General features: G+C 67.6%; 10 protein-coding genes. 3 read left to right on the top strand and 7 right to left on the bottom strand.

Features of this window, described 5'->3' with window-relative positions; translation table 11 throughout:
- Positions 1–42 precede the first annotated feature (42 nt).
- From ACGFQC_RS25375 to ACGFQC_RS25355, 5 genes are all read right to left on the bottom strand, one after another.
- Positions 43–1,083, bottom strand: a complete 1,041-nt coding sequence (locus ACGFQC_RS25375) for a porin PorA family protein (RefSeq protein ID WP_363092243.1) — start codon at positions 1,081–1,083, stop codon at positions 43–45.
- A 35-nt stretch (positions 1,084–1,118) separates the two neighbouring features.
- Complete coding sequence (locus ACGFQC_RS25370) at positions 1,119–1,595, bottom strand: (2Fe-2S)-binding protein (RefSeq protein ID WP_363092242.1); 477 nt, start codon at positions 1,593–1,595, stop codon at positions 1,119–1,121.
- Positions 1,596–1,619: 24 nt separating this feature from the next.
- Entirely contained in the window at positions 1,620–3,878 is a 2,259-nt protein-coding gene (locus tag ACGFQC_RS25365) for a molybdopterin cofactor-binding domain-containing protein (protein WP_363092241.1), read from the bottom strand.
- 299 nt (positions 3,879–4,177) lie between these two features.
- A complete protein-coding gene (locus tag ACGFQC_RS25360) occupies positions 4,178–5,401 on the bottom strand; it encodes an oxygenase MpaB family protein (RefSeq protein ID WP_363092240.1) in 1,224 nt (407 codons plus the stop codon).
- A gap of 320 nt (positions 5,402–5,721) precedes the next feature.
- Positions 5,722–6,951 (bottom strand): oxygenase MpaB family protein, encoded by a 1,230-nt coding sequence (locus ACGFQC_RS25355; protein WP_363092239.1) that lies wholly within the window; start codon positions 6,949–6,951, stop codon positions 5,722–5,724.
- A 239-nt stretch (positions 6,952–7,190) separates the two neighbouring features.
- On the opposite strand from ACGFQC_RS25355, the gene ACGFQC_RS25350 reads away from it, so the two are divergent.
- The gene (locus ACGFQC_RS25350) at positions 7,191–7,514 is read left to right on the top strand and encodes a helix-turn-helix domain-containing protein (RefSeq protein WP_363092238.1); all 324 of its coding nucleotides are present in this window, start codon (positions 7,191–7,193) and stop codon (positions 7,512–7,514) included.
- Positions 7,515–7,575: 61 nt separating this feature from the next.
- On the opposite strand, the gene ACGFQC_RS25345 is transcribed toward ACGFQC_RS25350, so the two are convergent.
- The gene (locus tag ACGFQC_RS25345) at positions 7,576–9,741 is read right to left on the bottom strand and encodes a 3-hydroxyacyl-CoA dehydrogenase NAD-binding domain-containing protein (RefSeq protein WP_363092237.1); all 2,166 of its coding nucleotides are present in this window, start codon (positions 9,739–9,741) and stop codon (positions 7,576–7,578) included.
- A gap of 61 nt (positions 9,742–9,802) precedes the next feature.
- Complete coding sequence (locus ACGFQC_RS25340) at positions 9,803–11,011, bottom strand: acetyl-CoA C-acetyltransferase (protein WP_363092236.1); 1,209 nt, start codon at positions 11,009–11,011, stop codon at positions 9,803–9,805.
- A 281-nt stretch (positions 11,012–11,292) separates the two neighbouring features.
- On the opposite strand from ACGFQC_RS25340, the gene ACGFQC_RS25335 reads away from it, so the two are divergent.
- Both ACGFQC_RS25335 and ACGFQC_RS25330 read left to right on the top strand, forming a co-directional pair.
- A complete protein-coding gene (locus tag ACGFQC_RS25335) occupies positions 11,293–13,110 on the top strand; it encodes an AMP-dependent synthetase/ligase (protein WP_363092235.1) in 1,818 nt (605 codons plus the stop codon).
- Positions 13,111–13,153: 43 nt separating this feature from the next.
- Entirely contained in the window at positions 13,154–13,774 is a 621-nt protein-coding gene (locus ACGFQC_RS25330) for a TetR family transcriptional regulator (RefSeq protein WP_363092234.1), read from the top strand.
- Positions 13,775–13,796: the final 22 nt, after the last annotated feature.

Raw genomic sequence — 13,796 nt, 5'->3', positions numbered from 1 at the left:
AACCAACGTGACAGCGCCAGGCACAGGCGCCGCAGGGGGCTGTTACTCGGTGGTGCCTGTTCCGGAAGCCGACGTCGCGGGAGCCGGTTCCTTCGGTGCGGGGGCGCCTGGCTGACGCTTCCTCCTCTGCAGGAAAGAGATCAGGAGGAATGCAGCGGCGATGGCGATCAGGACGAGTGGTGTCACGTCGGTCAGGAGTGTCAGCAGCAGACCGGCCGAGGCGGCCTTGTCACCGAGTTCTCTCATGCTCGCAGGAGTCACGCTGAACGTGAAGGAGGAGACCGGTAGCAGGGACGTCGGTTCATCGCCGACGCCGGTGCTCGCCACGACGGTTCTGCTCACCGTCTGGTCGATGGCGATGCCGGTCTGCTGGTCGATGTAGGCGACCAGTGTCGAGCGGCCCTGGTAGGCGATCGGCACCGGGTCCGGCAAGGCGGACAGCGCCGTTGAGTCGAGTTCGGGCAGCAGTTTCGCGACAAGCTTCTTCGGCAGGGCGGGCGGGAGCGGTTTGAGTACCGCGGGGTCCGTGACCGGGGCCGACACCGTGATTTTGTAGACGTTCACCGCACGGCCTTCACGCTTCGCGGTTCCGGTGTAGCGGACCGGCACGATCGAGCGGGTCGTCGAGTCGTAGTACGTGTAGGAGTCGTTCTGCTCGGCATCCGGGGGGAAGGCGGAGCTCAGTGCACCGCGTGAGGGTTCTACGGACTTCGAGGCCGGCGGTGACGTTCCCCGTCTGGTCTCCCTGTCGAGGGCGTACGCCTTGGCGCTGGAGAGGGACTGCTTGCCGAGGTGAATTGTCGTGGCGTCCTTGAGTACGGCTGTGTCGCCGTGGACGGAGGTGACCTGTACTCGTCGGTCGACGGTGATGGGGATGTCGGACCTGAGCGCGTGCGCGGTGTCTCCGGACTGCAGGGCCTTGCTGTCCAGCATCATGGCCTCACCCGCGTAGTGCACCGTCTGGTCGGTGTCACCGGGCAGCTTCGTGGCGTTCGGGGCGAGGACGAAGCGGACGACTGTCGCGACAGCGACAAGGACGACGGCCACGGTGATGAGCACGATCGACGAACGACGAGCGGACACGAAGTCCTCCCTTCCTGTTCTGGGCACGGTTCTGGTCACATGTTTTCGGCGCCGGCCCTGATCGCTTCGCGGATACGGGGGTAGGTGCCGCAGCGGCAGATGTTGCGGATGCCGTCCAGATCGGCCTCGGTGACCGGGCGGCCTTCCTCCTTGACACGGCGGACCAGGGCGACGGCGGTCATGATCTGGCCGGGCTGGCAGTAGCCGCACTGGGCCACGTCCTGGTCGAGCCATGCCTCCTGCATCGGGTGCAGGTCCGCTCCCACGGTGGCCGGGAGCCCTTCGATGGTGGTGACTTCGTCGGACGGCCGCAGAGCGCCCACGGGAATGGCGCACGGGTTGGCCGCCCTGCCGTTGAGGTGGCTCGTGCAGGCTTTGCAGACGTTGATGCCACAGCCGTACTTCGGTCCGGTGACGCCGAGGATGTCGCGAAGGACCCATAGCAGCCGCTCGTCGTCCGCGGCGTCGACGGTGACCTGCTCGCCGTTGAGGCGAAACGTGTGCTCAGGCACGGAAACTCCCTGTCTCGACGCACATCAGCGGACGTGGTCCAGGCCGTCGGTGGGTGACGCGGGGACGGGCGGGACGGTGGGTTTGGGTGTGAAGGAGAGAGTGCCGTGGTTGATGGGGAAGTCGGTGGGCATGGCTCCGGTGGCACGGCCGTACGCACAGGCGACCGCGGCCATCGACGCGGCCACGCCGAGTTCCCCGGCACCGCCGGGCTCACCGGTACTGGTCGGCATGACGACGACCTGCAGTTCGGGTGGTGTGTTCCACTGCCGGGTGTAGAAGTAGTTGTCCCAGCTGGCCTCCAGGAAGTGCCCGTCGCGCAGGTGAAGGCTGGAGGTCAGGGTCAGCGCGATGCCGTCCATGAGACAGCCCATCATCTGCGCCTCCAGACCACGCGGGTTGACCGCGAGGCCGACATCCACGGCGATGACCGCTTTGGTGACGCGAGGGCCGGCGACACCGTCGCGGATGGGGCGGTCGACCGTCTCCGGGCGGCAGTCGAGTTCCACCAGCACCGCGCTGGCGGCGTGGTACTCGGAGTGGAAGGCGATGCCCTGAGCCGTACCGGCCGGCATGCTCCGGCCCCAGTTCCCGACATCGGCGACCTTGTCCAGCACTGAGCGGAAGCGGTTGTCCCGCAGGAAGTCGTGCCGGAACCGGTAGGGGTCCTTGCCCATCCTGGCGGCGAGCTGATCGACGAGGAGTTCCCGGGCACAGGTGACATCGGGGGAGTAGACGTTACGCATACTGCCGGTGTTGAAGCCCTTGTCGGTCTCGCTCAGGAGCCGGCTGTTGGAGCCGAAGTCGTACGGCATCGACTGGGAGAGCTGGAAGAAGAGTTCCGAGAATCCGATGTCGCCCACCGGAAGTCTCGCGGCCAGGGCGGTGAGGATCTCCCCCAGGCCGTGGCCGAGATCGGTGGAGACACTGGTGTGCCGCTGGGTACAGCTGAGAACGGTGTTGCCGAGGTAGGCGATACGCGCACGGGAGATCGCCATGGGATGGGTGCGGCCCTGACGGGAGTCGTCAGCGCGATGCCACATGAGCCTGACCGGTTTGCCGGTCTTCTGGGAGACCTCGACAGCCTCCAGCGCGGCGTCGAAGAAGAGCTTGCGGCCGAAGGAACCGCCCCCCTCGGTGACATGGACGGTCACCGAACGCAGCGGCAGACCAAGCTTGGCGGCGATGGCCTCTCTCGCGACGATCGGTGCCTTCAGGCTCGACCAGATCTCGGCGCGGTCGGATCGGACGTCGGCTATCGCGCAGTTCGGCTCCAGTGCGCTGTTGCTGCGGAATCGGAAGGTGAACCTGCCTTCCACGCTCGGCGTCAGCGGCGGGAGTCCGAGGGGCAGTTCGGCCGCTCGCAGTTCCTGCAGCACGGAATCGTCGGACTTGCCTTCCGCGCTCCCGGCCTTCCACGACACCTTCAGGGCACGTACGGCGTCGATGCACTGTCCGAAGGTGGCCGCGCGTACCGCCACCCCGGTCGATATCACGACGACGTCGGTGACACCGGGCATGGAGCGGATCGCGGGCAGATTGGACACCGATCCGACCTTGCCGTTGATCGTCGGTGGACGGCACACCATGGTCGGCATGGCGTCCGGGACGTCCAGGTCCAGCGTGAACTTCTTGCGTCCGGTGACCGCGGCGAGGGCGTCGACGCGGCCGTGCGGTTTTCCGATGACACTGAACTGTTCACGCGGCTTGAGGTCTACGGTCACCTGTTCGGTCCGTACGCTCGCGGCCCTTTCGGACAGCGTCCCGATGCCGGCTTTCCGGTTGCCGGGACCGGTGACGACTCCCGCCTTCAGAGCCAGCTCGGCGACCGGGGCTCCCCATTCGGCCGCTGCCGCCTGGAGCAGCCGGCTGCGGGCGATGGCGGCGGCGACCCGGATCGGGGTGTACGTCGAGAACGTCGTGTTCGATCCGCCGGTGAGCTGGTTGAACAGCAGTTCCGGTCGTGCGTCGGCCAGGGTGACGCGCACCCGTTCCAGGGGGACGCCGAGTTCCTCGGCGACCAGCATGGCCGTCGACGTGGTGATGCCCTGTCCCACTTCGGCACGCGGCAACGCGAAGGACACGGTGCCGTCCTTGTTCACCTCGACCGTGATCAGACCGGAGGTCGGCAGGGCTGCCGCCGTCATCACGTCGTTGAGATCGATCAGTTCGGTGATCTCCGGTGAGGGGATGTCCGCCCGTGCTCCGGGCGCGGAGACGAGTTCGGCCGCGGCCGTCAGCGTCGGAGCGGCCAGCACGTAACCGAGGAACCGGCGTCTGGCCATGGGCGCCGAGCCGGCTCCCTGCTGTGTCGGGCGATCAGTGCCTGTCACGGACGGCCGCCCCCCACCTGTACCGCCGGTCCGGCGGACGGCTGTCCGAGGGCGGCAGCCCGGCGGAGAGCGCCGGGGTTGTTCCATCACTGCGCAGTGTCGTCATCGTTCCATCTCGGCTTCATGGTGGAGAGCACCTGACGAGCCCGGGCGGAACGGGCCGTCGTGGTGAGTACGGCCGGGCCCGGGGCCGACGCGGGGGTACGCCGATGACGACGATGTGCCCCCGCGCCGGGCATACCGGACGTGACTCAGGAGGGACGGTTGGTGTCGGGGATCTCAAGGTGGATGCCGCGTCCTTCGGCGAGGAAGAGCAGGACGAACTTGCGGATGGCCTCTTCCACGGTCCAGGCCACCTCGGGGACCAGCGGCAGGGGAATGAGTCCCTCGCGGAAGGCCACGAGCAGCGGCCAGGCGGCCGCGATCAGCGGCTGCCAGAAGGGCTCCCTGTCCAGCCCGATCAGGTCCCCAGTCCGGTCGCCGAGCGTGTACCTGCCGAAGGCGTTGATCAGGGGCCGGGTGAGGCCGGCGTCGAGTTCGGCGACGATGTCGAGGAGAGCGTCGGTCAGTTCCTTCCCTTCGGGCGTGGCGGCGAGCCTGGGATCGAGGACCTGCGCGGCCTGTGCGTTGGCCTCGTTCCAGGAAGCGGGTATGTACTCGTCCTGGACGCCGAGCATGTGCGCGGTGACCTGCCACACGTGCAGGAAGCCGTCGGACTCGGTGGAGCTGACCGGAACCCTCCAGTTGATCAGCTTGCGCATGACAAACGTGGCGAGGCTGTGCCAGGTGACCATGATGTCGGCCTGGCTGATGGGAATCGTCTGGCCGCCGCTGGTCTGGGACCAGCCCGGAGACTGTGGCAGCAGGTGCCGTACGGCGGCGTGCACCACTCGGGTCTTCACGGCGGTCACGATCATTCCGCCCTGCGGCTGGTAGGCGTCCAGGTCCCCGACGTCGTACCCGAGCTGGGCGGTCTTGGCGATGCGGTCCTTCATGTCCGCGCCGCCTTTGGAGTAGTAGACGGCGCGCGCCTCCCGGGGAATGGCGGTGCTCATCAGGCCGCTGCCCAGCCCGTACAGGGCGCCCGCGTAGATGCCCTTCTTCTTGGTGAACTGGGCCGCGGCATCGAGCTTGCGCCGGTCGGTCCAGGACGGGAGTCGGCGTGCCTTCTCCATGAAGTCGCGCAGGTCCGCGGGGAGTCCGGCCGGCAGCGGCTGGTCGTTGCGGGTCCACTTGCGTAGCGCCTCGTTGGCTTTGGCCGTGTCCCCGCGTTCGATCACGGCGGCCAACACCGGGTCGGCCTCTTCGTCCCAGACCCATTCCGGGTCGAGTCCCGCTCCTTTGCCCGCCACCGAACCGCTCGGTGCCCACGTCCACAGGGACCGTGCGCTCGCCGGCGACGCCGCCCCGAGCGCTCCGAGCGCTCCGAGCGCTCCGCCTGTGATCAGTATTTTGCGCCTGCTGAGTTCGTCCATTGCTCTGAACTCCTCCTTGGTTCCTGCTGATGCTCGCTTTGAGGTGAGAGGGGTGAGAAGGGTGAGAGAGCTGTGGTGCGTCTTCGCGCGCGAGGACCGGCCCCGGACGTCCGTACGGGCGGCGATAGGCCGTCACGCGTCCGGGTCTCGAGCGGGTCTGTCCGCTGGTGCACGAACCTCTTACGTCCTGTGTGGCGTCGGAACCTGCGGGGCGGTGTCCTGCCCGCTTCCTCCGCACCGCTCGAACGCTTCCGTGTCAAGTCGCGTGCGCCCGCCGCCCGCCGGTTCGGGGCCGTTGCACGCGCGGGTGCCGTCTCTCCTCAGTCGGGGCGGTTGGTATCGGGAATCTCGATGTGCGTTCCCTGACCCTTGGTGAGGTAGAACAGGATGTACTTGCGGGCTGCCTCGTCGATCGTCCAGGCCAGCGGCGGCACCATCGGCAGCGGGATCAGCTTCTCGCGGAAGGCGACCAGCTTCGGCCAGGCGGTCTCTATCGCCTTCTCCCAGAACGGCTCGCGTGGGATGCCGTCCCAGTCGGCGACCTGGTCACCGACCAGGTATCGGGCGAGCGCGTCGACCAGGGGACGGTCGATGCCACCGGGGCTGGTCTGCTCGGCGAGCTGGCGCAGCAGGATGTCGGTCAGTTCGACACCTTCGCGCGTGGCTGCCAGGACGGGGTCGAGGACCTGCTCGGACTGTGAGTTGGCCGCATCCCAGGTGGCGGGTATGTACTCGTCCCGGATGCCGAGCAGGTGTGCGGTCACCTGCCACACGTGCAGATAGGCAGCCGATTCGGCCGACGTGATGGGCACCTTCCACTCGAGCATCTTCCGCATGGCGTAGGTGGGCAGGCTGTGCCAGGTGACCAGCATGTCCTGCTGGCTGATGGGGATCGTCTGGCCGCCGCTGGTCTGGGACCAGCCCAGGGACTGAGGCAGCAGGTGGCGTACGGCGGCGTGGACCAGGCGGGTTTTGACGGCTTGCACGATGACGTCGCCGTCGGGCCGGTACGCGTTCAGGTCTCCGACGGCGAAACCCAGCATGCTCGTCTTGGCGACACGGTCCTCCATGTCGGCGCCGCCCTTGGAGTAGTAGACGGCGCGCGCCTCGCGGGGGATGGCGGTGCTCAGCATGCCGCCCCCCACCCCGTTGAGCAGGTTGAGGTAGAGGCCCCTGGACTTGTTGAAGTCGGCCGCGGTCTCGAGTTTGTTCCGGTCCGCCCAGGACGGGAGTCGGCGTGCCCTCTCCATGAAGTCGCGCAGGTCCGTGGGGAGTCCGGCCGGCAGTGGCTGGTCGTTGCGGGTCCATGTGCGCAGCGCTTCGTTGACCTGGGGCACGTCACCACGCTGGATCACGGAGGCGACCAACTGGTCGGCCTCCTCGTCCCAGACCCATTCCGGGTCGAGTCCCGCCCCCTTGCCCGCCACCGAACCGCTCGGCGCCCACGTCCACAGGGACCGTGCGCTCGCCGGCGACGCCGCGCTCAGCGCCCCGAATGCCCCCAGAGCCCCACTCGCGAACAACATCCTGCGCCTGCTGAGTCCGTCCATTGCTTCGAACTCCTCCTCGAGTTCTGTAGCACCACTGCCGGGATTGGTACGATGAAACGATTTGAGGTTCTATGTTTCACCAGGGGAGCACATGTTCGATGTGAACGCCATGGGCTGTACCGAATCTGGGAGGCACATATGGAACCCGTCCTGTCGGCTGTCATGCGGCCGTCCGGCACTCCGTCCGTGTTGGAGATCGCGTTCACCGAGGCCGTGACGGTGCCGACCAGGACGACGAGATGTCGGCTCGCCTGCTCGACGCCGCCCATGAGCAGTTCTGCCGCATGGGCATCAAACGCTCGACCATGACGGACGTGACGCGACAGGCCGGCATCTCCCGGACCACCGTCTATCGTCGTCTGGCCGCTGAGGACCAGTTGGCCGAGCAGGTCGTACGGCGCGAGTTCCGGCGCAGCTTCGACCGTTTCATCGAGGACATCCGGGACGCCGAGACCGTCGGCGGGCAACCTATCCGGCGACGTGGAGGTGAACATGCTGGCCGAGATGAGGGTCCGGGCGTCCGCGTCGTTCCTGATCATCCCCAGCCATGTGCTGGACCTTGACGACGAGGAGCAGGTGCGTGCGGCAGTTTCTCGTCCCGATGCTCGGTCCACTGCACTCGCCTCACCCGTAGCGTTCGCCCTTCTCCGCCATCGTCACCAGGGATGCCGACGGCTCGAACCGCTCTCCGTACCGTCCGGCCAGTTCCCTGGCCCGGACGACGAAGCCGTGGAGCCCGCCGGGATAACCGTTGACGTACTGCAGGACCCCGCCGGTCCACGGGGGAAAGCCGATGCCCAGAAGGGAGCCGATGTTGGCGTCGGGCACCGAGCGGAGCACACCTTCGTCGAGGCATCGAACCGCGTCCAGTGCCTCGGCGAAGAGCATCCGCTCCTTCATGTCCTCGAACGGGATCTCATGTCCCGGTACGGTGAAGTGCTCGTACAAGCCGCGCCACAGTTTTGTCCGCCGGCCGTCGACGTACTCGTAGAACCCGGCGCCCGCGGAGCGCCCGCTCCGCCCGAATTCGTCGATCATGCGGTCCACGACCGGCTCCGAACCGTGCGGATGCCACAGCCCTTTCTCCGCCAGCACCGCGGCCTTGGTCTCCTCCCGGATCTTCCGCGGCAGGGTCAGGGTCAGTTCGTCCAACAGCTGTAGGGGCGGCGCGGGATAACCTGCCTGGGAGCCGGCCTGTTCGACCGAGGCGGGAGGCAGGCCCTCACCGACCATGGCCACCGCCTCGTCGATGAACTTGGATATCACCCGGCTCGTGAAGAAGCCCCGGCTGTCATTGACGATGATGGGCGTCTTGCCGATCTGGTGCGCTATGTCGACGGCCTTCGCCACGGTGTGCTCGCCGGTCTTCTCACCGGTGATGATCTCCAGCAGGGGCATCTTGTCGACGGGGGAGAAGAAGTGCAGGCCGATGAAGTCCTCCGGACGCCTGACGCCCTTCGCCAGCCCGGTGACCGGCAGGGTGGAGGTGTTGGACCCCAGTACGGCGTCCGGCGCGACGACGTCCTCGATCTCACGGAAGACCCGCTGCTTGAGGTCCGGGTCCTCGAAGACGGCCTCGATCACCAGGTCGCAGCCGGCGAGGTCCGCGGGATCGGCGGTCGGCATGATACGAGCGAGGATCTCGTCGGCCTCCGCCCGGGAGAGCCGGCCTCGCGCCACGGCTTTGGCGAGGAGCTGCTCGGAGTAGCCCTTGCCCGTCTTCGCCGCCTCGTAGGAGACGTCCTTGAGGACTACGGGCATGCCGCTGCGGGCGCAGGAGTACGCGATCCCTGCGCCCATCATGCCTGCGCCCAGAACACCCACCCTGTGCGCGGTGTGGTGGGGATGGCCGTCGGGACGGCCGCCACCGGATGTGATGTGCTGCATGTCGTAGAAGAAGGCCTGCATCATGTTGGTCGAGACCTGACCCGTCATGAGTTCGACGAGGTAACCGGTCTCGATCTTCTGTCCCGCGTCGAGGTCGACCTGCGCGCTTTCCACGGCTGCGGCGAGGATGTTACGCGGTGCCGGCAGGTTGGCCCCCTTCAGCTGTTTGCGCAGGTGTGCTGGGAGGGTCGGCAGGATTGTCGCGACCTTGGGATGGGAGGGAGCGCCGCCGGGGATGCGGAATCCCGCGGTGTCCCACGGCTGAACGGACTCGGGATGGTCCAGGACCCACTGCCTGGCCCTGGCGAGCGTCTCCTCCGGCGTCCGGGTGAGTTCATGGACCAGCCCTATGGCGTGTGCTTCCTGGGGCTTGTACTGCTGCCCCGTGAGCAGGACGCCGGCCAGCGCCTCCTGGAGTCCCAGAAGGCGTACGGTTCGGCTGACGCCGCCGGCGCCCGGTAGAAGTCCCAAGGTCACTTCGGGCAGCCCGAAGCGGCTGCCCGGCGCCTCCAGGGTGATGCGCCGGTGGCAGGCGAGCGCGATCTCGAGCCCGCCTCCGAGGGCCGTGCCGTTCATGGCCGCAGCCACCGGCCTGCCGAGGGTCTCCAGCCGGCGCAGCTGCGCCTTCAGGACCGTGCACAGCTTGCTGAGTTCCGCGGCGTTCTCGGGCCCTGCCTTGCTCATGAAGCCGATGTCACCACCGGCGAAGAAGCTCTTCTTGGCAGAAGCAAGGACGACACCGGCGATGTTCTCCCGCTCCGCCTCCAGACGGGTGACGGTGGCTTCCATCGACTCCACGTAGGTCTGGTTCATCGTGTTGACGGGTTGGTCCGGGTCGTCCATGGTCAGTACGACGACACCGTCGGCTCCCTGTTCCCAGTGGATCATGTTCTTCTCCGGCATTGGTCCGGCTCTCCTTTCGAGGGGGCGTGCGCGGCCGACGGGCGGGGAGGGCAGCGGGCCGTCACAGTCGTTCGATCACGGTGGCGATGCCGATGCCGCCACCGGCACAGAGGCTGACCACGGCCCGGCGCGCGGAGCGACGCTCCAGTTCGTCCAGGACGGTGCCCACGAGCATCGCCCCGGTGGCGCCCAGCGGATGTCCCATGGCGATCGCGCCCCCGTTGACGTTGACCTTCTCGATGGGCAGATCGAGGTCCTTGACGTAACGGAGTACGACGGCGGCGAACGCTTCGTTGATCTCGAACAGGTCGATGTCGTCGACCGTCAGCCCGGCGAGGTCCAGTGCCTTGCGGGTCGCCGGGGCGGGCCCGGTGAGCATGATCGTCGGATCGGCACCGCTGACCGCGGTCGCCACGACCCGTGCGCGGGGCACCAGGCCGAGCTCCGAGCCGGCCCGTTCCGTGCCGACCAGGACCAGGGCCGAACCGTCCACGATGCCAGAGGAGTTGCCTGGTGTGTGGACGTGCTCGATGCGCTCCAGCCAGTGGTACTTCTGCAGGGCCACCGCGTCGAAGCCCGCCATCGCGCCGATGTCGGTGAACGAGGGCTTCAGTTTGCCGAGCGTCGCCGTCGTGGTCTCCGGGCGCGGGTGCTCGTCCTGGGCGAGCGCGGTGACACCGTTGCGGTCCCGAACCGGAACCACGGATTTCGCGAAGTAGCCGCCGGACCACGCGTGCGCGGCCCGCTCCTGGGATCGGACCGCGTACGCGTCCACGTCCTCGCGCGAGAAACCCTCGATGGTCGCGATCAAGTCGGCGCCGATGCCCTGCGGCACGAAGTACGTGTCGAACGCGGTCTCCGGATCCGCGGCCATGGGTCCGCCGTCACTGCCCATCGGCACACGCGACATGGACTCCACACCGCCCGCGATCACCAGCTGCTCCCAGCCCGAACGCACCTTCTGCGCGGCCGTGTTCACCGCTTCCAGGCCCGAGGCGCAGAACCGGTTGAGCTGGACGCCGGCCACCTGGTCCGGCAGTCCCGACGCCAGCGCCGCCGCCTTGGCGATGTTCATGCCCTGGTCTCCGACCGGGGAGACCACGCCGAGTACGACGTCGTCCAGCCGCTCCGGATCCAGCTCCGGGTGGCGGCGGCGGAGTTCCTCGATCAGGCCCGTCACCAATGACAACGGTTTGACGTGGTACAGCGAACCCCGCCTGCCCCGGCCACGCGGGGTGCGGATCGCGTCGTAGATGAATGCTTCGGCCACTGTCCTTGCACTTCCTCTCCGACGGCGGGCGACTCCCCGCCGACCCGGGCACTCTCGGTGCACCTGATGGCTCCGACGGAGACAAGTAAGAGGCTCTATTGGCTATACGTCAATAGAGTGCGCAGACATCAAAAAGCAGTGCTGTGAGCTGTTTTGGGGAAGATTTACAGCTCAGGCGCGCGATTGATATCGCTTGTCGTCTTACCTGTTGACTCAAAGCCAAGAGCGGTTCACTGTGGGGACCGCCCAGGAATCCGCTCACGTGATGGAGGGAGCCCGCCGTGGCCACAGCAGAGCAGCTGTACGAGCCCGTCGAAGGGCTGACGATCCCCGCACTGCTGCGTCGCAACGCCCAGCGGTTCGCCGAGCGTCCGGCGCTGACTACCGGTATCGGCCCGGATGCCGGAACGCTGTCGTGGTCGCAGTTGCGCGCGGAGGTCGCCGCTCTCACCCGTGGTCTCACTGCCCTTGGGCTCAAACGGGGCGACCGCATGCTCGTCGCGATGTCCAAGCGAGCCGAGCACTGGGTCACCGACCTGGCCGCGATCCACGTCGGCGCCCTGTCGTGCAGCACGTACGACACGCTGAGCACCGACCAGATCGGAGCCGTGGCCCGTCACAGCGCGGCCACCGTCCTCGTCCTGGAGGGCAAGGAGCAGATGAACCGTTGGCAGCCGGTCCTGGAGGATCAGCCGAATCTGCGCGCCGTCGTCGTCCTCGACTGGGACGCCGCGCCGCCGGATGACCCGCGTTTCGTCAGCTACGCCGCCGTGCGCGGCGTGGTACCGCCCGATGACGCCGCCTTCGAGACGCTCACTGACACCGCCACCCCCGACCAGCCGCTGGCCCTGGTGTACACCTCGGGCACGACCGGTGACCCGAAGGGCGTGGTGCTCTCGCACCGCAACGTGATCCACCAGTCCCGGATGCAGGACCACCTCGTCCCCGTCCCGGAGCATCCGAGGTCGGTCGCGTACCTGCCGATGGCGCACATCGCCGAGCGGGTGCTCGGGATCTACATGCCGATCTGCAACGCGGGCCACGTCACGATATGCCCGGAGCCCGACCAGCTCCTGTCCGCGCTGCTCACGGTGCGCCCGCAGGGCTTCTTCGGAGTCCCCCGGGTGTGGGAGAAGCTCACAGCCGGCCTGAAGGCGAGGCTGGCGACACTTGACGAACAGCAGAGGACGGCGGTGGCACAGGCCCAGAAGATCGCTCTTGAGGTGTATCGCCTTCGTTCCGAGGGCAAGGACATACCGGACGAGCTCGCTGAGCCGCTGGAGCAGCTCGACGAGCAGGTGATGAGGCCCCTGCGAAAGGCCGTCGGACTCGAGGACTGCCGCAGGGCCTTCAGTGGCGCGGCCCCGATTCCCACCGCTGTCCTGGAGTTCCTGGCGAGCGTGGGACTGCCGGTGTACGAGGTGTGGGGACTGAGCGAGACCACCGGCGCGGCCACGGTCAGCACACCCGAGGTGTTCGCGCTCGGCTCGGTCGGCCGGGCCGGGCCGGGCATCGAGGTGCGGGAAGCCGGTGACGGTGAACTTTTCGTCCGCGGCCCTGTTGTGTTCCTCGGCTATCTGCAGGCCGACGGCCGCATCGAGAGCGCGACCGACGCCGCGGGCTGGCTGCCCACCGGTGACGTCGGAACGGTCGACTCACGGGGGCTGGTCACCATCACCGACCGCAAGAAGGAAATCATCATCACCGACGCGGGCAAGAACATCGCCCCGACCAGGATCGAAACCCTGCTGCGGGCGCACCCACTGGTCGCTCAGGCCGTCGCGATCGGTGACCGGCGGCGCTACGTCACCGCCCTTCTGGTGCTCGACGAGGACATGGCTCCGATCTGGGCCAAGGCGAACGGGATCGACGAGTGCGACCTGGACGCGCTGACCCGCGACCCGGCGGTGCTGTCGGCCTTGGACGAGGCGGTCGCCGAGACCAACGCGGTGCTCTCCCGCGCGGAGCAGGTGAAGAGGCACCTTGTCCTGCCCGGTCCCTGGACTGCCGAAAGCGGTGAGCTGACGCCCAAACTGAGCTTGCGGCGCCGTGCCATCGACGAACTGCACGCCGCCGCGATCGAGTCGATGTACACGTAGGACAGACACACCGCGACCACGAAGGACAAGGAGAAAAGATCACATGGGCGTTCAGCGTGAGGCTCAGCGACGCCGAATGGAGCCGGACGCCCGGCGTGCCGAGATACTCGGCGTCGCACGCAGACTGTTCGGCGCCAACAGCTACACCACGGTGTCCCTCTCGGACATCGCCTCCGAGGCCGGTGTGGCGCGTGCCCTGGTCAGCCACTACTTCGGCAGTAAACGGCAGCTCTACCTGGAGGTTGTCCGGCAGATGATGGTCGTCCCCGCCTCCGTCTCCGAGCGGCTCCCTCCGACCACGGCCGAGGAGCGCGTGTCGATCTGCGTCGACCGCTGGCTCGAAGTCGTCGAACGCAACCGGGACATGTGGCTGTCCGCGATCGGCCTGGAGTCCCTGGGCAGCGATCCGGAGATCGACCAGATCATGCTCGAAGCCGACGAGATCGCCACTGACCGTGTTCTCGAGGCGGCGATGATGGCGGACGTCACCGAGGGCCGGCAGAAGCTGCGGGCGATGGTCCGCGCCCACAGCAGCATGCTGAAGGCCGCCTCCCGCGAATGGCTGGTGCGCGGCACCCTCAGCCGCAGTGACCTGCACGTGATGCTGACCCGCACCGTGCTCCACCTGGTCGACACGGTCTTCCCCGCCCTGCGGGACGAGTGAGAACACCTCTACGGCAGAACAC

It is taken from the genome of Streptomyces sp. NPDC048734 (assembly GCF_043198675.1).
GTDB lineage: Bacteria > Actinomycetota > Actinomycetes > Streptomycetales > Streptomycetaceae > Streptomyces.
Note: the sequence above shows the minus strand (reverse complement) of the source record. Positions and strands in the feature narration are given on the sequence as shown.